General features: G+C 47.1%; 19 protein-coding genes and 1 other annotated feature. Of the genes, 16 read left to right on the top strand and 3 right to left on the bottom strand.

From position 1 onward, the window contains the following. The first annotated feature begins 168 nt into the window (after positions 1–168). From AC4E8B_RS16830 to AC4E8B_RS16755, 16 genes are all read left to right on the top strand, one after another. Positions 169–549 carry a hypothetical protein gene (locus tag AC4E8B_RS16830; protein ID WP_490214488.1) on the top strand — a complete coding sequence of 127 codons (381 nt, stop codon included), beginning with the start codon at positions 169–171 and terminating at the stop codon, positions 547–549. A 144-nt stretch (positions 550–693) separates the two neighbouring features. Then, positions 694–1,182 (top strand): YpuI family protein, encoded by a 489-nt coding sequence (locus tag AC4E8B_RS16825; protein ID WP_490214487.1) that lies wholly within the window; start codon positions 694–696, stop codon positions 1,180–1,182. Between the two features lie 132 nt (positions 1,183–1,314). After that, entirely contained in the window at positions 1,315–2,205 is an 891-nt protein-coding gene (locus AC4E8B_RS16820; RefSeq protein WP_490214486.1) for a superoxide dismutase, read from the top strand. 137 nt (positions 2,206–2,342) lie between these two features. Then, on the top strand, positions 2,343–3,494 hold the full coding sequence (locus tag AC4E8B_RS16815) for a D-alanyl-D-alanine carboxypeptidase (RefSeq protein WP_490214485.1): 1,152 nt from the start codon (positions 2,343–2,345) through the stop codon (positions 3,492–3,494). Continuing rightward, the gene (locus AC4E8B_RS16810; protein ID WP_490214484.1) at positions 3,487–4,074 is read left to right on the top strand and encodes a nucleoside recognition domain-containing protein; all 588 of its coding nucleotides are present in this window, start codon (positions 3,487–3,489) and stop codon (positions 4,072–4,074) included. Before AC4E8B_RS16815 ends, AC4E8B_RS16810 begins: the two co-directional genes overlap by 8 nt. A gap of 6 nt (positions 4,075–4,080) precedes the next feature. Continuing rightward, positions 4,081–4,611: a spore maturation protein gene (locus AC4E8B_RS16805; protein ID WP_490214483.1), complete on the top strand. Its 531-nt coding sequence runs from the start codon at positions 4,081–4,083 to the stop codon at positions 4,609–4,611. A gap of 165 nt (positions 4,612–4,776) precedes the next feature. Next, on the top strand, positions 4,777–5,517 hold the full coding sequence (gene rluB, locus AC4E8B_RS16800; RefSeq protein WP_490214482.1) for a 23S rRNA pseudouridine(2605) synthase RluB: 741 nt from the start codon (positions 4,777–4,779) through the stop codon (positions 5,515–5,517). Positions 5,518–5,698: 181 nt separating this feature from the next. Further along, complete coding sequence (resA, locus tag AC4E8B_RS16795; RefSeq protein ID WP_490214481.1) at positions 5,699–6,226, top strand: thiol-disulfide oxidoreductase ResA; 528 nt, start codon at positions 5,699–5,701, stop codon at positions 6,224–6,226. A gap of 15 nt (positions 6,227–6,241) precedes the next feature. Next, positions 6,242–7,897 carry a cytochrome c biogenesis protein ResB gene (gene resB / locus AC4E8B_RS16790; RefSeq protein ID WP_490214480.1) on the top strand — a complete coding sequence of 552 codons (1,656 nt, stop codon included), beginning with the start codon at positions 6,242–6,244 and terminating at the stop codon, positions 7,895–7,897. A 2-nt stretch (positions 7,898–7,899) separates the two neighbouring features. Next, the gene (gene ccsB / locus AC4E8B_RS16785) at positions 7,900–9,087 is read left to right on the top strand and encodes a c-type cytochrome biogenesis protein CcsB (protein WP_490214479.1); all 1,188 of its coding nucleotides are present in this window, start codon (positions 7,900–7,902) and stop codon (positions 9,085–9,087) included. Positions 9,088–9,290: 203 nt separating this feature from the next. After that, positions 9,291–10,007: a response regulator transcription factor gene (locus AC4E8B_RS16780; protein WP_490214478.1), complete on the top strand. Its 717-nt coding sequence runs from the start codon at positions 9,291–9,293 to the stop codon at positions 10,005–10,007. Further along, positions 10,004–11,776, top strand: a complete 1,773-nt coding sequence (locus AC4E8B_RS16775) for an ATP-binding protein (RefSeq protein WP_490214477.1) — start codon at positions 10,004–10,006, stop codon at positions 11,774–11,776. The genes AC4E8B_RS16780 and AC4E8B_RS16775 overlap by 4 nt, the downstream gene beginning before the upstream one ends. A gap of 196 nt (positions 11,777–11,972) precedes the next feature. Then, positions 11,973–12,524 carry an RNA polymerase sigma factor SigX gene (sigX, locus tag AC4E8B_RS16770; RefSeq protein WP_490214476.1) on the top strand — a complete coding sequence of 184 codons (552 nt, stop codon included), beginning with the start codon at positions 11,973–11,975 and terminating at the stop codon, positions 12,522–12,524. Further along, the gene (locus tag AC4E8B_RS16765; RefSeq protein WP_490214475.1) at positions 12,496–13,770 is read left to right on the top strand and encodes a hypothetical protein; all 1,275 of its coding nucleotides are present in this window, start codon (positions 12,496–12,498) and stop codon (positions 13,768–13,770) included. The genes sigX and AC4E8B_RS16765 overlap by 29 nt, the downstream gene beginning before the upstream one ends. 444 nt (positions 13,771–14,214) lie before the next feature. Beyond that, positions 14,215–15,144, top strand: a complete 930-nt coding sequence (locus tag AC4E8B_RS16760) for a peptidoglycan DD-metalloendopeptidase family protein (protein WP_490214474.1) — start codon at positions 14,215–14,217, stop codon at positions 15,142–15,144. Positions 15,145–15,210: 66 nt separating this feature from the next. Next, a complete protein-coding gene (locus AC4E8B_RS16755; protein ID WP_490214473.1) occupies positions 15,211–16,023 on the top strand; it encodes a histidinol-phosphatase in 813 nt (270 codons plus the stop codon). A 52-nt stretch (positions 16,024–16,075) separates the two neighbouring features. On the opposite strand, the gene serA is transcribed toward AC4E8B_RS16755, so the two are convergent. The 3 genes from serA to AC4E8B_RS16740 all read right to left on the bottom strand — a co-directional run bounded on the left by serA (position 16,076) and on the right by AC4E8B_RS16740 (position 20,298). Then, positions 16,076–17,650, bottom strand: coding sequence for a phosphoglycerate dehydrogenase (gene serA, locus AC4E8B_RS16750; RefSeq protein WP_490214472.1), 1,575 nt, complete (start codon positions 17,648–17,650; stop codon positions 16,076–16,078). Positions 17,651–17,831: 181 nt separating this feature from the next. Next, entirely contained in the window at positions 17,832–19,169 is a 1,338-nt protein-coding gene (locus AC4E8B_RS16745) for a sodium-dependent transporter (protein ID WP_490214471.1), read from the bottom strand. Between the two features lie 152 nt (positions 19,170–19,321). After that, positions 19,322–19,542: a binding site (T-box leader), on the bottom strand. A 246-nt stretch (positions 19,543–19,788) separates the two neighbouring features. Beyond that, positions 19,789–20,298: a MerR family transcriptional regulator gene (locus AC4E8B_RS16740; RefSeq protein WP_490214470.1), complete on the bottom strand. Its 510-nt coding sequence runs from the start codon at positions 20,296–20,298 to the stop codon at positions 19,789–19,791. Positions 20,299–20,359: the final 61 nt, after the last annotated feature.

Raw genomic sequence — 20,359 nt, 5'->3', positions numbered from 1 at the left:
TGACACATTCAGGCGGCTCATATGATAAAATATAGCTAGATTGTCCGAAGCGCACTTTTAGCATCCTGCTTTATATCTTGTTGCTTTGCCTGCTGAGTGAGCAGTCTGAGCCAGGGAGTGTCTGAATTGTTTATAAAGCATTGTAAAGGGTATGAATTGGAGAAAGAAATGCCGAACACATCTGAGGATTTCTTCAACAGGAGCGAAGTGGTGTACGAGGAGGAAGGGCAGGAGAAGGCCCTCCATGTACTGTATGTACGTTTTTTTGAAGAATCCATGGAAAGCTTCACCCCGTTTGGCTCGGACCCTGTGTTCAAGGCAGGCGGCAGGGAAGTGGCTTTCAAGGATATAGTGGCGCTTGTATGTCTGCTGAAAAAAACGGGATTCCGGGACAGAAAAAGAGTATACATAAATAACAGTGCTGAATTTGAATCCTATTTTGAAAAGCTGGACTTCGGCAAATTAAGGGAGGTTTTCAATGGCACAGAAGAGGGGGAAGGCTTTCAAATCGATTCGCCTCTCGATTTCTTCTATCATCAGAAAGCTTAATGCCGCTGCTTGCTGGAACCAGGCCTGTATTCAAAATATCGAAGTCTTATAAATTTGAAAGAAGTCCGGATTGGCAAACAGGGCAAGCCGGCCGAAATGCAAGAAAACGCATGGCATCAGCCTGCAGTCTGAAGGAGTGTAACAATGGCGAATACAATCGTTAAATCGCAGACAGAAGAAGTGAAAAAATTCCTGGGAAATACTGTTTCAGAATTGGAAACATATTTGAATGAAACAACACTCTCCGGACTCATAAATGAAAAGTCCGGAGACGGAGATTATTATAAAATGGTTTTGGGAAACCTTAGAAAACTGCTTGTTTTCTGTGAAGAAGGCCTTGATGCCTGCAGCGTCCTGCTGAAAAATGAGCCTTTCCCGAAGCCTGCGGCAGAAAAAACTCTTTACCGCATCTACCACCAGTGCATCGATGAATTTTTCTCTCCGAAAAATGATGCATGGTTCGAAAACAGCCGTTCTGCCTATACTGGAAAAAACTCCATTAAGTTTCAGGAAGAGGTCCCCGGAAGCATGAAGGGAATCTTTGACAGCCTGGAGAGTGAATTCCAAAGAATCAGGGAAGAGCTTGAATACTATGAAACAGATTACAGGACGAAAATGATACAATCCAAATAAACAAAGGCTGCCGAGGCAGTCTTTTTTTTTGAGCGGAATGCTCCGGACATGTATAAATTGCTTTGGGATAAGCAAAAATTTCATCATCACACATATCAATGGAAAAGGAGGAAGATAGAAGGAGGGGCAGAATTGAACAAATTTCACAGCTATATCAAGGACGTGTTTGATTGGAATCAGGATATGAAAAGATTCCTTGAATCAGAGAATGTGGAAAAAGACGCAGAATTATGGGGAAAGCTTGATAAATTCTCGGAGGTGATTGGAAAGCTTGATGGCCAGCTTGAAATAGAGGAGCTGAATGCGCTCCAGTCCACTGTGGATGAACTTCATAACGATGTCGAGCAGTATTTTGCCAGAAGGCAGCCAATAGGCAATATTTTCATCAATGAACCTTTCATTCCGGCAGGCGGACATTCCCTCCCTCCGCTGCCATATGGCTATGACAGCCTTGAACCTTATATTTCAGAAGAAATCATGAAGCTGCATCATACGAAGCACCATCAGTCTTATGTGGATGGACTGAACCGGGCGGAGGAGATGCTCGAAAAGGCACGGCGTGATGGCGATTTTAAACTTGTCAAGCATTGGTCAAGGGAGCTGGCATTCCACGGTTCAGGGCATTATCTTCATACTGTTTTCTGGAATAACATGAGCCCCTCGGGAGGAGGAAAGCCTTCCGGTGCTCTTCTGGGAGAAATAGAAAAGTATTTTGGAAGCTTTGAACAGTTCAAGAAGCATTTTTCTGAAGCGGCCAAACAGGTGGAAGGTGTGGGCTGGGCTATCCTCGTCTGGTCTCCGCGGTCAAGGCATCTTGAAATCCTCCAATCTGAAAGGCATATGCTGCTTACCCAGTGGGATACCATCCCGATCCTTGCCCTCGATGTCTGGGAGCATGCCTACTACTTGCAGTATCAAAATAACCGCGCCGATTATGTGGATAACTGGTGGAATATTGTGAACTGGAAAGATGCAGAAGAACGCTTTCAAAAGGCAAGCCAGCTGAAATGGAAGCCTTTTTAGAATCAGGGGGATGGCAGGGGCTATTCCTTTTTTTGTTGGGAAATCAGCCAGGTGGCCCCTCCGCTGTTCTTTTTGTCATAACCGCCCTCCTTTCGCATAAACTTGTACAAACATATTAGGAGACGGGGTTTTGGAGAATGAACAGATTGTTTAGATGGATGCTATTATCCTGCATAGCAGCTGTCCTGGCAGCACATCTGCCTGCAAAGGTACAAGCTGCCTATTCGGCCAGCTCAGGCAGCGCCATACTGATGGAGCAAAGCACCGGGAGGATCCTGTATGAGAAGGATGCTTATACGAAGAAAAGAATTGCAAGCATAACGAAAATCATGACCGCCATCCTTGCCATTGAATCCGGGAAACTGGATACAAAGGCCAAGGTGAGTGAAAATGCTGTACGGGCAGAAGGATCTTCGATTTATCTCCAGCCGGGAGAAAAAATTAAATTGGAGGACCTGGTTTATGGGCTTATGCTCAGGTCGGGGAATGACTCGGCGGTGGCAATTGCCGAACATGTCGGGGGAAGCCTTGAAGGGTTTGTATACTTAATGAACCAAAAAGCTGAAGAAATCGGCATGATAAATACCCATTTTGCCAATCCGCACGGGCTTGATGACCATGAGGACCACTATTCCACTGCTTACGATATGGCCGTTCTGACCAGGTACGCAATGAACAATGGAACATATAGGAAAATAGCAGGGACAAAGATGCATCGTGCCCCCAATCCGAATGAAAGCTGGGACAGAGTATGGAAAAATAAGAACCGCCTCCTCACTGAAATGTATGAATATTGCACCGGTGGAAAAACGGGATATACAAAACGGGCAAAAAGGACGCTTGTCACCACAGCCTCAAAGGATGGCCTGGACCTGATTGCGGTTACGCTGAATGGCCCGGATGACTGGAACGACCATATCGGCATGTATGAGAGCGGGTTCAAGGGGTATTCACTCAAAAAAGTTGTTGAACAAGGGAAAGTCGAGGAGCTGGAGGATACTGCCTATGAAAAAAAAGCCTATTTGAAGACAGACTACAGCTATCCAGCATCCGAAGATGAAAAAGACCTTTTCCGCGTGGAATACAAGATGCTGAAGCCTTCCGGAAACTGGAAGGAAGACTCGGACTTTCCCGATGTGGTCGGCAGGGCCATCATTTACTTTGAAAACAAGCAAGTGAAAAACCTGCCTATTTACTACGAAAAAGATCCCGAAAAGGAAGATAAATCATTTCTGGACTTCTTTAAAAGCATTTTCATGACCATTGCTGGAGTGAAGGCCGATGGTTAATATCATTTGGGTGGCCATGACCGTGATCGGGATCGTTTTTGCCATATTCAACGGCACTATGGCGGAAGTGAATGAAGCTGTCTTCAGCGGGGCGAAAGAAGCTGTCACCCTTTGCATCGGGCTGATCAGCATCCTCGTCTTCTGGCTGGGTATGATGAAGATTGCTGAAGATGCAGGGCTCCTGAAGAAATTGGCTTTTCTATTCAGGCCGGTCGTGACAAGGCTTTTTCCTGATGTCCCAAAGGACCATCCGGCAATGGGCTATATTTTATCGAACATGATGGCGAATATGTTTGGGCTGGGCAATGCTGCCACGCCTCTCGGAATAAAGGCGATGGAGCAGCTCAAATCGCTGAATGGCGGAAAAAGCGAAGCCAGCAGGTCGATGATCACCTTCCTGGCCATCAATACATCAAGCCTGACGCTTATCCCGACAACGGTGATTGCCATCAGGATGAACTATCACTCGGCCTCCCCTACTGAAATTGTCGGGCCGACCTTGATTGCCACCTTCTGTTCAACGCTTGGTGCAATTATGATTGACAGGTATTTTTATTACAGACGAACCCGTAAAGGATGAATAACCATGGAAATTGTTTCCTTAATCTCATTATGGTTTATCCCGGTGCTGATCGGATTTATCCTGCTGTACGGCACATTTAAGAAAGTCCCTACATATGAGAGCTTTGTGGAGGGCGGCAAAGAGGGAATCAAGATTGCCGTTTCCATCATCCCTTTTTTAGTCGGGATGCTGGTGGCCATTACGGTTTTCCGGGCATCAGGTGCACTTGAATTTATGATGGGCTTTATCAGGCCGGCGATGGAAGCGATCGGAGTCCCGCCTGAAATTGCTCCGCTCGCCATCATCAGGCCAATATCAGGCACTGCAGCCCTTGGCATGACAAGCGATCTGATTGCTGCACACGGGCCGGATTCTTTTATCGGGCGGCTCGCTTCGACGCTTCAGGGAAGCACAGATACGACTTTCTATGTGCTGACAGTCTATTTTGGGGCTGTAGGCATTAAAAAGATGGGTGATGCGCTGAAGGTTGGCCTCCTGGCAGACCTTGTCGGCTTTATTGCAGCGATTGCAGTTGTTATGCTGGTATTCGGATAAGAAAGAGAAGGGCGCCGCATAGGCGTTCTTTTTTTTGTTCCAGGGAGGCTCCTTTTTGTTTTCGGCATACTTTTAACAGCGGCTGCTTTGAAAATAGGCTGGTTTGTGTCATAATTCATTAGATGGACAAAAAATTGCCATAAGTATTTTATTGAGGTGACATAAATGGAAAGGCTCCAAAAAGTGATTGCCCATGCAGGAGTTGCATCGAGACGAAAAGCGGAACAGCTGATTGCAGAGGGACATGTTAAAGTGAATGGGAAAGTTGTAAAAGAACTTGGACTGAAAGTTTCTTCTTCAGACAGGGTGGAAGTGGACGGGATCCCGGTTGAACGGGAAGAGCCTGTGTATATCCTTTTGTATAAGCCCAGAGGGGTTATTTCAAGTGTGACGGATGACAAGGGAAGGAAGGTCGTGACTGATCTCCTGCCTCAGATCAAGGAGAGGGTCTATCCTGTCGGCAGGCTTGATTTTGACACGTCTGGCCTCCTGCTGATGACCAATGACGGAGAATTTGCCAATCTGCTCATGCACCCGAAAAACGAAGTGGAAAAAGTATATGTTGCGAAGATAAAAGGAATACCGCCGAGGGAAAAACTGAAAAGCCTTGAACGGGGTGTCCGTCTGGAGGACGGCAAGACAGCTCCGGCAAGAGTCAAGGTGCTTTCAATCGACAAACAAAAGAATACAGCCATCATTGAACTGGTCATCCATGAAGGAAGGAACCGCCAGGTCAGAAGGATGCTGGAGGCCATCGGGCACCCGGTCATGAAGCTTAAAAGGGAGCGATACGGCTTTCTTACACTGCAGGGATTGAGCGCAGGTGATGCGAGGGAGCTGACAGCCCATGAGGTGAAACAGCTCAGGACTCTTGCGAGCAGCGCCGGCAAAAAGAAAAATTCATAGAAGTTTCACAGTTGGAAGGCTTTGTTAACAACAGCGCGATATTGAATAAGGTATAATGATAGACAGTTGCCCGCGGGAGCGCTTATACCTGCACGCAAGGATTGTATGCGGATTCGCAGGGTGCTTTACTGCTCCTGAACGGGCTTAGGATAAAGCAGCATGAAAGTTCGGGGAGGTACTTATGAAAAAACGGCGTCTCGTTATGAGGACAGTCATTTTGCTTGTTCTGGGTGCTGCCGTTGCATACACTCTATACGCAAGCATCACTAAGGATAATATCAGAAAAGTTGCAGTCGGGGAGAAAGCCCCTGACTTTTCTTTGGTTGACATGGATGGAGAAAAGCACAGGCTTTCGGAATATGAAGGACAGGGGGTTTTCCTGAACTTTTGGGGAACCTGGTGCAAGCCCTGCGAAAAGGAAATGCCTTACATGAACAACCAGTATAAGCAGTTTACGGATGAAGGTGTCCAGGTGCTGGCTGTAAATGTAGGCGAATCCGATTTTGCCGTCAAGAAGTTTGCTGAAAGATATGGGCTCGCATTCCCGATCGTCAACGACAAGGATGGACAGGTCCAGAATGCTTATGCCATCGATCCCCTTCCGGCCACATTCCTGATCAATCCGGAGGGAGAAGTGGTGAAAATCCATACCGGCCAATTGACAGAAGATACGATCCGCACCTTCATGGAGCAGATCCAACCTAAGTAACAGGGAGTTTTTAGGATGAAAGAAGTTAAATGCGAATGCGGGCATCTCAATCCGCATGGGACCATACTTTGTGAATCATGCGGAAAGGTGCTCGAGGAGCAGGCGAAAGACAAAAAGCTGATCGATATGAGATATGAGGGGACAGCGCGGCGCTCACAGACCTATAATAAGACGTTTGTGGACAAAATCTGGAATTTCTTTTCCTCTGTCAAAGTCGGCGTTTGGATCATCGTACTCACCCTGATTGCATCGGCATTAGGGACAATCCTCCCGCAGGAAATGTATATCCCTCCAACCATGCCTGCTGCCGAATATTATGAAGACCAGTACGGATGGTTCGGGAAGCTGTATTATGAACTTGGCTTCCATAATCTTTACAGCTCTTGGTGGTATTTAATCCTGATTGCTTCCCTCGGCGTTTCACTGGTCATCGCCAGCCTTGACCGGGCAGTCCCTTTATACCGGGCTTTAAAAACCCAGCGTGTTACAAGGCATGAAGGCTATTTAAAACGCCAGCGGCTTTTTGGGATTTCAAAGACTGATAATGTGGACGGACAGTATGAAGTGATCAAGGAAAAGCTGAAGGCAAGAAAATACAATATCCGTGAAGAAAACGGCAATGTACTGGCAGAGAAAGGCCGCTTCTCCCGCTGGGGCCCATATGTCAACCATGTCGGTCTGATCATCTTCCTCATTGGCGGCATGCTCCGCTTTGTTCCTGGAATGTATGTGGATAAAGTGCTGTGGATCAGGGAAGGCGAAACGAAAGTCATCCCTGAAACAAAAGGGGAATATTATCTTTCCAATGAAGAATTTACTCTAGAAGTCTATGATAAAGAAAAAGACAAAGAAGTTTTTAATGACGCGATCGACAGGGCAGGGACTGTGGCTAAGAACTACCAGTCTGATGTGACGCTGTACCGTAAACAGAGTGAGACCGTTACTGGCGAAGCCCATGACCTTGAAAAGGTGAAGGATTACAGCATCAAGGTCAATGAGCCGCTGAAGTTCGAGTCGTTTGCGCTATATCAGGTAGACTATAAGCTGAACGAGCTGAACAAAATGTCGTTCTCCCTGGCCAATAAAGAATCAGGGGAAACATTCGGCGATCTCACGATTGATCTGTACGATCCACAGACGGAATACAAGCTGAATGATGGATATTCAGTTGAAGTCGTCAGCTATTTCCCGGACTTTGAATTCGATGAAAATGGGGATCCGACAACGAAATCGCGTATTCCGAATAATCCGGCATTTGTTTTCAAAATGTTTACACCGGATAAGCCGGATGGTGAAGTCAGTTTTGTGGCCATTCAGCAGACAATCGAGCCCCTGGGGGATAATGAATATAAACTGGCTTTCCAGGGTGTTGAGACAAAAGATGTTTCCGGCCTGACAGTGCGCAAAGATCTGACTCTTTGGATACTGGCTCTCGGCGGGGCAATCTTTATGATCGGCGTCATCCAGGGAGCATACTGGAATCACCGCCGTATATGGCTGCGCCGCTTCGATGGCGAAGTGTGGGTTGCCGGCCATACGAATAAGAACTGGCATGGATTAAAGAGGGAGATTGAACTGGCCCTTGAAGATACAGGCATCAGCATGCCTGAAGACCAGACGGAAAATGTTAAAACAGATAAACTGGAAAAAACAGATAAGGAGGGACAATAATTGTGGTAGCACTGAGCGGAAATTTATTATACACTGCCTTTATTTTATACTTAATTGCCACATTATTTTTTGGCGGAAGCATCAGGGATAAAAAACACGGCGCCGGCCAAAAGTCTCCAAACAGATGGGCAAGGATTGCCATTAGTGTGACCATTGCCGGGTTCGCTGCCCAGCTGGGTTATTTTATCACCCGCTGGATCGCCTCCGGCCATGCTCCTGTCAGCAATCTTTTTGAATTTATGACATTCTTCGGAATGTCCCTTGTTGGAGCATTCATCATCATTTACTTTTTATACAAAACACCGATGCTCGGTGTGTTCACCATGCCGGTCGCGCTGCTTGTCATCGCTTATGCCAGCATGTTTCCGCGCGATATCTCGCCGCTCATCCCTGCTTTGCAGAGTGACTGGCTTTATATCCATGTAACGACTGTTTCCATCGGGGAAGCGATTCTTTCAGTCAGCTTTGCTGCAGGCCTCATCTATCTGGTGAAGGCTGTGGATCAGACAAAATCCAGCAAACGCACATTCTGGCTCGAAGCCGTCATGTTCGGACTTATTTGCACGGTAGGCTTCATTGCTGTCTCATCCATTTTCTCAGCAGCTGATTATAAAGCAAGCTTTACATGGATAGACAAAGGAGACCAGGAAGCAGTACTTGATTACACAATGCCTGCCATTACCGGCCCTCATGAAGGAACACTTACAACTGACGGCAGATTTGAGCCGCTTGTGGAAATGCCGGCCATCATCAATGCTAAAAAACTGAATACTGTCATATGGTCGATCGGGGCGGGGCTCGTCCTCTACGGATTGCTAAGGCTGATCCTCCGCAAGAGGATTGCTGCAAGCATCCAGCCTCTTGTCCGCAATATCAAACTGGACCTTGTGGACGAAATCGGATACCGTGCAGTTTTGATAGGATTCCCTGTATTTACGCTTGGAGGGCTAATCTTTGCCATGATCTGGGCACAAATTGCCTGGACGAGATTCTGGGGCTGGGACCCGAAAGAGGTATGGGCGCTCGTCACATTCCTTTTCTATGCAGCATTCCTTCATCTCCGCCTGTCCAAGGGCTGGCATGGAGAAAAGTCGGCATGGCTCGCTGTTATCGGGTTTGCCATCATCATGTTCAACCTGGTTGCAGTCAATCTTGTCATTGCAGGTCTGCACTCATACGCGGGATCCTGACAATAATTCCATAAAGCCTTCACGATTTCTATGTGGAGGCTTTTTTTAAAATAGCTTTGTTAAACATTGTTGTTGATTTTGGGCTCATTCGTGTAAAACTCTGTTTTACACCATTTCAGCACAGCCTTTAAAATATAGACATTTGCGGCATTCCGGCTGCCCAGGGTACCCCTCGCAGCTGATCTATTAAAGGAGGATTCTATATGGAAAGAGAAACCAAAATCCTGGTAGTGGACGATGAGGTAAGAATCAGGCGGCTTTTAAAGATGTACCTGGAGAGGGAGAACTATGTAATTGAAGAAGCTGGTGACGGCAGCGAGGCTTTGGAAAAGGCTTTTGAAACCGACTATGATGTCATCCTGCTGGATTTGATGATGCCGGGCAAGGATGGGATTGAAGTATGCCGGGAGCTCCGGGAAAGAAAGGCGACGCCTGTCATCATGCTGACTGCGAAGGGCGAGGAAGTGAACCGGGTCCAGGGCTTTGAAGCAGGGACGGATGACTATATCGTCAAGCCGTTCAGTCCGCGTGAGGTTGTCCTACGGGTGAAGGCACTTTTGCGCCGGTCCAGCACGACGAGCTACCTGCAGACTGAAACGGCTGCCAAAGATGTAATCGTATTCCGTCATGTAACCATTGATAATGATGCCCATAGGGTGATTGCGGATGGAAAAGAGGTCAGCCTGACACCGAAGGAATATGAACTGCTGTATTTCCTTGCTAAATCGCCTGACAAGGTTTTCGAACGCGAGCAGCTGCTTAAGGAAGTATGGCAGTATGAATTTTTCGGAGATTTAAGGACAGTGGATACCCATGTAAAAAGGCTGAGGGAAAAGCTGAATAAGGTATCTGAGCAGGCAGCGCGGATGATTGTAACAGTCTGGGGCGTAGGCTACAAATTCGAGGTTGTTAATGAATGATGTTTTGGCGCAGTGTAGTAGGCAAGCTTTGGATCACCATCATCTTCCTTGTAGCCTTTGTCCTTTTTACCCTCACGGTGCTGCTTCTTGAGTTTTTCGAGAACAACCAGATCAATGAGATCGAAAAGGGGCTGACCAACACTGCCAATAAGATCTCCGTGATTCTTAAGGAGCATGATCTTGATGTGGGCCTGGAGATTTCCTGGGAGCTGGTTGATGATGTGACCAATATTGCTATCATCAAGAATGAAGAAGAATATTATCATTCTCCTGACACAGGGAAGCCGATCGAGCTTCCCCGCGAATTTTTCCTCGAAGATAAAGGGCTGGCAAAGGCTTTTTCCGGCCAGTCAGTCAAAAAGGTGTATCCATACCCGGCCAGCGGCGGAACGGATGAGGATTCCCGGATTCTGATCATCGGGGTTCCGTATATTGACGGAGGAGACACCGGGGCAGTATTCATATACCAATCTCTTGAGGAGATGCAGAAAACGACTAGGTCGACGACAAAGTTCATTATCCTTGCCGCCGGAATTGCCATTATCCTTACCACCATTTTTGCATTCTTTCTTTCTACAAGAATCACCGCTCCTCTCCGGAAAATGAGGGAGGCGGCTTTTGAAGTGGCAAAAGGCAAGTTTGATACGAAGGTCCCGATTCTCACACATGACGAAATCGGAGAGCTGGCAACTGCTTTTAATCAGATGGGCAGGCAGCTGAAATTCAATATTAATGCACTCAGCCAGGAAAAAGAGCAGCTCGCAAGCATCCTGAGCGGAATGGCAGACGGTGTTATTACCTTCAGCCGTGACGGGACCATCCTTGTCACCAACCCTCCGGCAGAGCGCTTCATCCAAAACTGGTATTATGAGCAGGGAGAAGCAATTGCCAATATTGAAGCGGTTCCTTTCGAAGTAATGAAGCTGTTTCAGCGTGCTGTCGATACGGGAAAAGAGCAGCTGGGCGAAATGCCGATCCAGGGAAGAATCTGGGTCATCATCGTCAGCCCGCTGTATAATAATACTTTCATCCGCGGTGCGGTTGCCGTTTTGCGGGATATGACAGAAGAAAGGCAGCTGGATAAGCTCAGGAAGGACTTCATTGCCAATGTCTCTCATGAGCTCAGGACCCCGATCGCCATGATGCAGGGCTACAGTGAAGCGATTGTGGATGATATTGCAGGGACAGATGAAGAGAAAAAGGAAATGGCCAGCGTCATTTATGATGAGTCCTTAAGGATGGGCAGGCTGGTCAATGAATTGCTTGATCTGGCAAGGATGGAGGCAGGGCATATCCAGCTTACCCTTGATGAAGTCGAGCTTAAGCCTTATATCAGCAGGATTGCGAGGAAGTTCCAGGGCCTTTCCAAAGAAAAGGAAATCAAGCTAGAAAGAGAATTCAGCATCACAGACGATGAGTTTGTCTTTGATCCTGACAGAATTGAACAGGTCCTGACCAACCTGATTGACAATGCCATCCGCCACACTCCTGAAGACGGGTCTGTCAAAATAACGGTGAAGTCTGAAGAGAAGGGGCTGATGGTCGAGGTTTCTGATTCCGGGTCCGGCATTCCGGAGGAGGACCTTCCATTCGTTTTTGAACGGTTCTATAAGGCAGATAAAGCAAGGACCCGCGGACGGTCCGGGACTGGGCTCGGCCTTGCCATCGCGAAGAACATCATTGATGCCCACAAAGGGCAGATTTCTGTACAAAGCAAACTGCAGCAGGGAACGACATTTTCCTTCGTCATCCCTCGAAATATCGAATAAAAGACAGGAAAATGCCGTTTATTCTTGATTCACAAGGAACATTATGCCATTTAAAGCAGTATGGATCCGAAGAGGAAGCAGCTGGAAGGGAATACACACAAAGTCCCTTCCTTTTTTTTCTGAGAAATACTATATTTATAGATGTAACTTTTTATACATAAACTGCGACTAATTTATGAACGGGGAGGGAAGACCGATGGACTCCGTTTTTGATGACTTATATTCAAATTATCATCAGGACGTTTTTCAATTCCTATTTTATATGGTGAAGAACAAAGAGCTGGCCGAGGATCTGGTGCAGGAAGTATATATCCGTGTCCTTAAATCCTATGACCGGTTTGAAGGTAAAAGCAGCGAGAAAACCTGGTTATTCTCTATCGCCCGTAATGTTGCAATCGATTCTTTCCGGAAGCAGAAAGGCTGGAAGCAGAGGATACTGGAAAAATTCGACTGGACCGAACAGCAGATCAGGGACGACAGCCCCATCCCCGAGGATCTCGCCATGCAGCGCGAAGAAATCCAGATGATCTACCGCTGCCTTGACCTGTGCACAGTCGACCAGAAGATGGTAATCATTATGAGATATATCCAGGAGTTGTCCATATCGGAAACGGCAGAAGCACTCGGCTGGACCGAGAGCAAAGTCAAAACGACCCAGCACAGGGCGCTGAAGGTGCTGAAGGGCCATATGGAGACCAGATTGATAAAGGAGGGAAGAGATGGTGAAAAGATCAGAGTGGAGCGATGAACAGCTTGAGAGGCTGCTGCGTCAGCTTCCAAAGATTCAGGATGAGCGGGATCCCAAGGATATCTACCAGAATGTATCCCGCCGGATGCGGAAGCGGAAAAACACATTCTGGGTCATTCCTGCAGCGGCAGCTGCTGCGGCTGTCCTTCTTCTATTTATCCTGATTCCGGGCCTGACCGGGCAGCAGTTCCAGGAATCGGCAGATAAGGCGATAGAAAGCAATAGGGATCAGACTTCTTCAGGAGCAGGTCCTTCCGAAAATACAGAAGATAACTACGAGACTGCCCAAAAGAGTGAAGACACGAGCGAAGGGGAGGCCGGGGAGCAAAATGACCCTGAGGCAGAGCCTTCTGAAACGGAATTACAGGGTGACGGAAAAGCGGGACTCGCATCTTTTGCAGAACAAGAAGGCGACTACAGGACTGCTCTATATGAAGAGGATGTACAGGGGCAGGCTATCCTCACTTATGCCATCCCGGATGCAAACATCCAGACACTGGTGCCTGTAAGCGTCCTTGCTGCTCCAGAAGAAGGCAAAACAGAGTTTGATTTATATAAAGAAACAATGGAAAAGCTCACAGAGGAGGAATGGGGCCTGGGTGAAGCGTACCCGATTCCGCAGGCAGAGCTGTCTTATGATCCCGGCACTGAAACATTGACTGCAGATATTAAAGAAGATGCAGACTTTTATGGGTCTGCAGCGGAAGTTCTGTTTAAATCGTTATTGACTAATCATATGGATACACTCAATGCAAAGACGGTACTTTTGACAACTGAAGGCAAGCCAGGTGCAGTGTTCGGCAATACCGGGGCTGCGGACAGCCTCACTGTTGAAGAAGACCAGGGAAATCATGCTTATTATTTTTTGTACACAGATCGGGGATCTAAGCCATTCATTGTACCTGGAAAAGAGAGCTACGGTTCGATCCAGGAAGCGATTGAGGCGATGAAACTGAATCAGGAATACACTGACTTGGAAGCTTCCATTCCAAGCGATATGAATATACAGGCGGGAGAAGAGTCTGCAGGAGAATCCAGTGAGCTTACACTGACTCTGGAAGAAGGCGCTCAGTTAGAGAACAGCGCTGCTTCATCGTATACCATCGAAGCTATACTTCTTATGGCCAAAGGATTCAATTACAATACAGTAAAGCTGGATAATGCCGAGATTGAAGAAGTAGGAAGCTTCCAGCTTCAGGAAGCACTGAATGTCCCGGCAGCGCCGAATGGGCGGCAGCTGCCATAATTTTAAACTAAATACGGGGAACAGGGATCGGTCCATAGGCTGATCCCTGTTTTATTTGAGTATATTTTCTTAACATGGATTATTGTCTATCAACTGCGCCTAACCCCCTCAGGTCACAAGCCAATTCTCTGAAAAAGGCAAGAGCACATCTTGCTGCGCAGACACAGCGCCAAGAAAAGCGCAATCGGCCTGCTAAAAGCGACGTGTGCTGTGACAGCCTCTGCATGGCGGCTACCTGCGGGCTTCAAAAAGTCCAAAAGCCCTTTCCTAAAATAACCAAATCATCCATGCGTGCATAAAATTGCCTGCCAGAATTGCATAATAATGGTTGTGCTTTCGCTGCTGATCGAGGCGGATAACAGAGAATTTCGTTCCTTGAGGTTCTATTAGAGGACATGCTGTCATACCGTGGGAAAGTAAAGCTGAAACGGCAAGGAGGATAATATGAGAGATTATATAAGAAGATTTTTAATAGCGTGGCTTGTGCTGGTATTCGTTAGCCTGCTGTTCATCGGCGGCAGGCAGCCGCAGGCATCAGAACTGCATGATGAAGTATTTGCCTCAGATTGGCAGTGGCCGGCAGATGGTGTCCTGTCTGACTGTTTTGGCACCCGGAATGGCTCGCACAAAGGAATTGACATCGCCTCAGATCCCGGTACTCCGGTTTATGCAGTTGAGGATGGCAGCATCACCAGATCGTATTATTCTGGTTCCTATGGGAACGTAATATTTATTAAGCATCCTAATGGCACAGAGACGGTCTATGCCCATCTTCAGGAGAGAAAGGCAGCAGAAGGGGAAAAGGTGCTGCAGGGCCAGACAATCGGCACTATGGGCAATACAGGGGATTCCTCGGGTGTCCACCTTCATTTTGAAATACATATGTCAGAATGGACATACGATAAGCAAAACGCTGTCGATCCATTTCTGGCACTGGGCGAAACAGAAATCGGGTCAGCCATCAGTTCAGTAAAACCGGCAGAAGATTACAGTAGCATAGAAATGGCCAGCCTCCTGCTTGCAGATGATAATGGACAATCCTACACCGCTTCAGACAGAAAAGCAGAAAGTGCCGGGAGCAAAGTACAAAGCGGCATAACTTCCAATGAAAAGACGGCAATTGCCGATCTAAAGCCCCTGGCAGTGCCCGCTGCCGAGGCCCGTGAACAAAGGGTCAGGCTGCGGCAGCTGATGATTGCATCCCTGAGCCGCAAGAAGGTCAAAGAAGCAGCAGAGCCAGTTTATGAAGTGAAAACCGGAGATACGCTGTATTCCATAGCAGCCATAATGGGCACGACAGTAGTGCAGCTTAAAAAAGCAAACAGGCTGGAAGATGACATCATTCATCCCGGGGAAATTCTTTCTGCCAGATAATTCACAGAATTTGTTGATGCCTATCCTCTCCCGAAGTATAATGAATAAAATTGGGGAGGGGATGCTTTGCTTACCGATTACCATAACCATCTGGAAAAAGGGACACTGACACTTGAATATTTAAAGCAATTTACAGACAGAGCAGAAGAAAAAGGAATTGCCCACTTCGGTATATCCGAACATGCATACCATTTTTATCAGACAGCGGATATACTGAGGAACCCTTGGGTAGATGAAAGGCGCTATTATGACATGAATGATTATACAGCGCTTTTCAGGCAGGCATGGAACAGCGGCATAGATGTGAAAATGTCGATGGAAATGGACTATACCCCAGGAAAGCATGATGAAATGCGCCGCTTTATCACGGGCTATGACTTTGATTACATAATTGGTTCTATCCATTGGATCGGGGACTTCGGGATCGATCTTTCTGAATATAAGCATGAATGGGACAAAAGGGATCTGTATGAAGTGTACAGAGCCTACTTTGACCAGGTCGTCACCCTTGCCCAGTCCAATCTCTTCGATATCATCGGCCACATCGATTTAGTGAAAATTTTTAAATATGTTCCGCAGGATGAAGAATTCCTGCTGGAGCAGTATGAGAGGGCAGCAAATGCACTAGCTGAATCAAAAACCTGTGTGGAAATAAGTACAGCCGGCTTGAGGAAGCCAGTAGGGGAGCTCTACCCGGACCCCAGGCTCTTAAAGAAATGCTATGAAAAAAACATACCGATAGTCTTGTCTTCCGATGCCCACTTTCCTAAGGATGTTGGCGCTGATTTCGATCAGGCGCTCCTGCTGGCAAAAGAAGCAGGATATGAGAAAATCATGACCTTTTCCAAGGGAGAAAGGGTGGAGCATCCGATCGGCTGAATAAGAAACAGAAGAAGATGGCGGCATCCGCCATCTTCTTCTGTTTGTGCTGCTATAGAGATATATTCCTGATGGAAACAATATCATCCTGGCCTTCAAGCAATCTGAAAGAGCTTTCGCCAAGCGGTTTATCAAATGATAAAACCATGATGGCTTCACCGCCAGCCTCTTTCCGCCCTACCTGCATGGCGGCAATATTGATGGAATGGTCGCCCAGCACCTTTCCTACCCGCCCGATTACCCCTGGACGGTCCATATGCTGGATATAAAGAAGTTCTCCCTCGGGAAGGAAATCAATATTGAACCCATTCAGGAATATGATCCGCGGCCCGTAATTTTCAATGAATGTCCCCCTGACAATAAATTCGCTTTTATCGTTCCTGGCTGCAACGGAAATGCAGTTTGCATAGCCGAAGCCTGACCCTGATATCTTTTCGCCGATTGTTATACCGCGTTCTTTGGCAGTTAAAAGGGCATTCACTTCATTCACATGAATATCAATGCGGTTCTTGAAAAAACCGGATAATAACGCTTTTGTCAGATAAGAGGTTTCCAGCTCTGTGACAGTCCCCGAATAGGTGATGGAAATTTCCTGGATCCCTTCGGTCAGGCACTGTGAAAGGATAAGGCCGATTTGCTTGGACAGCTGGTGGAAAGGCTGTATTTTTTCATAGATTTCCTTCGACATCGCCGGCAGATTGATAGAATTCGAAACAGGCTTATCTTCTAAAAAAAGCCTGACTTCCTCTGCTACCTGGGTAGCGACATTCAGCTGTGCTTCTCTTGTTGATGCGCCGAGATGAGGGGTTACAATTACATTGTCAAACTCCAGGAGCGGATTATCAAAAGGAGGTTCCTCCTCGAAAACATCAAGGGCCGCACCTGCAATATGCCCGTTCCGGATATATTCTGCAAGATCATTTTCATTGATGATCCCGCCGCGGGCGCAATTAAGGAAATACACGCCTCTTTTAGTCAATTCTATCTTTTTAGCGTCAATCAGGCCTTTTGTCTGAGGGGTAAGTGGAGTATGGACAGTGATGATATCCGCTTTTTTCAGCACTTCCTCAAGGGGGAGGCTTTCAACGGCAAGCTTGGCTGCCCGTTCTTTCGTCAGGAAAGGATCATAAACAGAAATGGACATCCCAAAGGCCTTGGCGCGCTTCGCCAGCTCAGAACCAATCCTGCCCATGCCGACAATGCCAAGCGTCTTTCCGAAAAGTTCATTACCGATGAAGGCATTTCTGTTCCATTCCATGTTTTTGACGGTCCGGTGGGCCTGGGGGATATTTCTCATCAATGAAGCCATCATGGCAAAGGTATGCTCTGCAGTAGAAATGGTGTTGCCATCAGGCGCATTGACCACCACTATCCCTCTTTTAGTAGCCGCAGCGACATCAATGTTGTCGACCCCCACACCGGCCCTTGCAATAATTTGGAGCCTTGGCATTTTATCAAGCAGCTCGCTGTCCACTGTTGTTGCGCTCCTGACCAAAAGGGCATCTATATTTTCCAGATCTGCTTCAGGGTCATCTGTCTTTTTTTGTATCAGCCGGGCGTTTTCCATCTCTGTGAGAGGAAGCAATCCTGCTCCGCTGATTGAATCTGCGACAAGAATTTGAAACATAACCAATCCACCTGCTTTATAATAATTTTCTGATAATTTTACAAGACGAACAATTTTCTGTCAATGTTGCCAAACGTTCTTGTTTAGATGTAAACGCTTTAATTTAAAAGAAATTTTCTGGTTTGAGGCATGCTTTTTGAATAGCATAAGAAAATGCCAGGGAAATCCCCTGGCATCAAGCCTAAAATTTTATCAAACCTGTTCCGTTCAGGAAAACAATGATAATGGCTGCAGGAACTGCATATTTCAGCAGAAGCAGCCAGAAGGCGAACAGCCGCCGGGCCATGCCGGATCCGGCATTCAGTTCATTGACCAGTGTCTTCCTGTCCATCCGCCAGGGAACAAAAATGGTAATGAATAAGGCACCTAGAGGCAGGAGGATGTTAGAGACAAGATAGTCGGCTGAATCAAAGAACGTTTTGCCGAAGATCAGGATGTCGCTCCATTCGCCAAAAGACAGGGCGGAAGGGATGCCGGCTGCAAAAATAAGCAGTCCGAACAGGAAGCTTGCCTTTGTTCTGCCTGCCTTTTTGCCCGCAGCTGCCACATTGATTTCCAGCATGGAAATAGCTGAAGTCAGAGCAGCAAAAAAGAACAGCAGCAGGAAGAGAATGAAAAAGAGCTCTCCGAACGCGATTTTGCTGAATATGGCCGGAAGTACAATGAACAGAAGGCCCGGCCCTTCTGCTGGCTCCATGCCGAAAGAGAAAATGGCAGGGAAAATCGCCAGTCCTGCGAGAAGCGCAATAAGCAGAGTCAGCCCTGTGATGGAGAAAGCGGCTTTCGTGATATTTTCCTTCTTGGATAAATAGGAACTGTATGTCACCATTACGGACACGCCTACAGACAGTGAGAAAAAGGACTGCCCCAAGGCATATAGAAACACATCAGGCGTCATCTTGCCAAAGTCTGGCTGCAAGAAGAACTTGACCCCTTCAATGGCATTATCAAAGCTCAATGACCTTGCAATCAGTGCCACGAACATGATGAATAATGCCGGCATAAAATATTTGTTCACCTTTTCAAGGCCGCCCTGCACCCCCCTGCTGACAATCAGGACCGAAAGCAGGATGAAAATCAGCTGGGCACCTGCAGCAAGCAGCGGGTCGGAAATGGCTTCGCCAAAGACAGCTTCAAAATTCAGCCCCTCGGACCACAATTTTCCGGAAAGGGCATACCACAGATAAATAAGGATCCACCCGCCTATGACACTATAAAAAGATAAGAGGAGGAAGCAGGCGGCAACGCCCATTCTGCCGACCCATGGCCACAGCGAACCTGGAGCAATCGTTTTATAGGCAGCAACGGCCTCCTTTTGGGTGCTTCTGCCAATGACAAATTCGGCAAGCAGGATGGGCAGGCCAATGAATAAAGTGAACAGAATAAAAACAAGGAAAAATGCGCCGCCTCCGCCTATACCTGTCATATACGGGAATTTCCAGATAGCGCCGAGGCCGATCGCGGAGCCGGCAGCAGACAGGATGAACCCGATTTTTGTCCCCCATTTTTGTTTTTCCATAATATCACTCTCCTAAAGACATTAATTCAGCGGGCACTGAAACAAATAAAAATCCCTGCATGAATTCATGCAGGGACGAAAAAAATTCGCGGTACCACCCTCATTGTGAAGAAAACACCAGGCACAGAAAATAAAAAACGCCCCTGCTTAACAGCAGGGACGATTATATCGCGGTACCACCCATTTTTGTGAAAACATCTTCACCACTTTGTTTGATAACGGTATACACTACCGTTTTCCGCTTTCTTATCCAAGAGTTCACGGAAAATGCTCCAAGGGGAACTTCATGCCATTTCTTTGTACCGGTTTTCACCTGCCACCGGCTCTCTAAAACAGGGAGAAATACATTACTATACCTTTTCAATGCCCAATATTTTTTTACAATATTACCACAGGTCAGGAGAAATAAAAAGATTTTTTTAAAAAAGAAATGCGGAGCTGGCCCAGCCGCCGGAGCTGAACATATTGAAATGCGGAAAAGCTTTGCTGGGCAGAGGAACGCGGACTAAGAGCGCCATGCCTGCTGCATCTTTGCAGCTGAGTGACATATCTGGGAGCCCGCTGAATGAGATAAGTTCTTTTTCCAGACAATAAAAAAAGCACCGCCCGCCTGGCGTGCTCAAAAACCGAATAGCAGACTGATAATGTTCTTTTTCTTCCAGCTTCTTTTGATCGAAGGGTGGTCAAAAACGGGAGGCTGATCAGCCGCAGCGGCTTTTTGTGATGCTTCGAGGCGCTCTATCTTCTCAGCCATCTGCAGAAGCTGGGTTTTCAGGTCCTCAATCTCGCGGCGGTGCTGCAGCAGCTGATAGGAAACAACGTCATCTGCTTTAGAGTCAAGCCGGTTGTCGAGGATGCTGACCTTTTCGGCCAATTCCGTAATTTGAGAAGTGTAATCCTCGGTTTGGTGTGTCATTTCCGGGTTTTTTTGGACCGAAAGCTTCACTTCCTGGACAAGGGCACCGTTCTGGATCTGAGATTGTATATCTCTCAGGATCTCTAATTGATCATCCCCAAAGTGGTAGTGGCCAAGTTCATTCCTTCCGACTTCGAGTCCGAACTGCTTAACCCAGCGCTGGATCGTGCTCGGCGATACTCCCAAAGAGCTGGCCGCTTTATTCGTATTCATTTTCATCACTCCTTTTTCTTACAAATACTGCAAAAAAGCAGACATTCCTCCCGCCGTGACA

The organism is Bacillus sp. SRL543, from assembly GCF_984799205.1.
The sequence above is the reverse complement of the archived record's forward strand: the minus strand, read 5'-3'. Positions and strand labels throughout refer to the sequence as shown.

Coding starts and splice junctions, on each gene's coding strand:
- AC4E8B_RS16810 (WP_490214484.1), top strand. CDS start 3,487: ATGGTTAATATCATTTGGGTGGCCATGACCGTGATCGGGATCGTTTTT.
- AC4E8B_RS16775 (WP_490214477.1), top strand. CDS start 10,004: ATGATGTTTTGGCGCAGTGTAGTAGGCAAGCTTTGGATCACCATCATC.
- AC4E8B_RS16760 (WP_490214474.1), top strand. CDS start 14,215: ATGAGAGATTATATAAGAAGATTTTTAATAGCGTGGCTTGTGCTGGTA.
- AC4E8B_RS16765 (WP_490214475.1), top strand. CDS start 12,496: ATGGTGAAAAGATCAGAGTGGAGCGATGAACAGCTTGAGAGGCTGCTG.
- AC4E8B_RS16745 (WP_490214471.1), bottom strand. CDS start 19,169: ATGGAAAAACAAAAATGGGGGACAAAAATCGGGTTCATCCTGTCTGCT.
- AC4E8B_RS16815 (WP_490214485.1), top strand. CDS start 2,343: ATGAACAGATTGTTTAGATGGATGCTATTATCCTGCATAGCAGCTGTC.
- AC4E8B_RS16780 (WP_490214478.1), top strand. CDS start 9,291: ATGGAAAGAGAAACCAAAATCCTGGTAGTGGACGATGAGGTAAGAATC.
- AC4E8B_RS16805 (WP_490214483.1), top strand. CDS start 4,081: ATGGAAATTGTTTCCTTAATCTCATTATGGTTTATCCCGGTGCTGATC.
- AC4E8B_RS16825 (WP_490214487.1), top strand. CDS start 694: ATGGCGAATACAATCGTTAAATCGCAGACAGAAGAAGTGAAAAAATTC.
- AC4E8B_RS16830 (WP_490214488.1), top strand. CDS start 169: ATGCCGAACACATCTGAGGATTTCTTCAACAGGAGCGAAGTGGTGTAC.
- rluB (WP_490214482.1), top strand. CDS start 4,777: ATGGAAAGGCTCCAAAAAGTGATTGCCCATGCAGGAGTTGCATCGAGA.
- AC4E8B_RS16740 (WP_490214470.1), bottom strand. CDS start 20,298: ATGAATACGAATAAAGCGGCCAGCTCTTTGGGAGTATCGCCGAGCACG.
- sigX (WP_490214476.1), top strand. CDS start 11,973: ATGGACTCCGTTTTTGATGACTTATATTCAAATTATCATCAGGACGTT.
- resB (WP_490214480.1), top strand. CDS start 6,242: ATGAAAGAAGTTAAATGCGAATGCGGGCATCTCAATCCGCATGGGACC.
- resA (WP_490214481.1), top strand. CDS start 5,699: ATGAAAAAACGGCGTCTCGTTATGAGGACAGTCATTTTGCTTGTTCTG.
- serA (WP_490214472.1), bottom strand. CDS start 17,650: ATGTTTCAAATTCTTGTCGCAGATTCAATCAGCGGAGCAGGATTGCTT.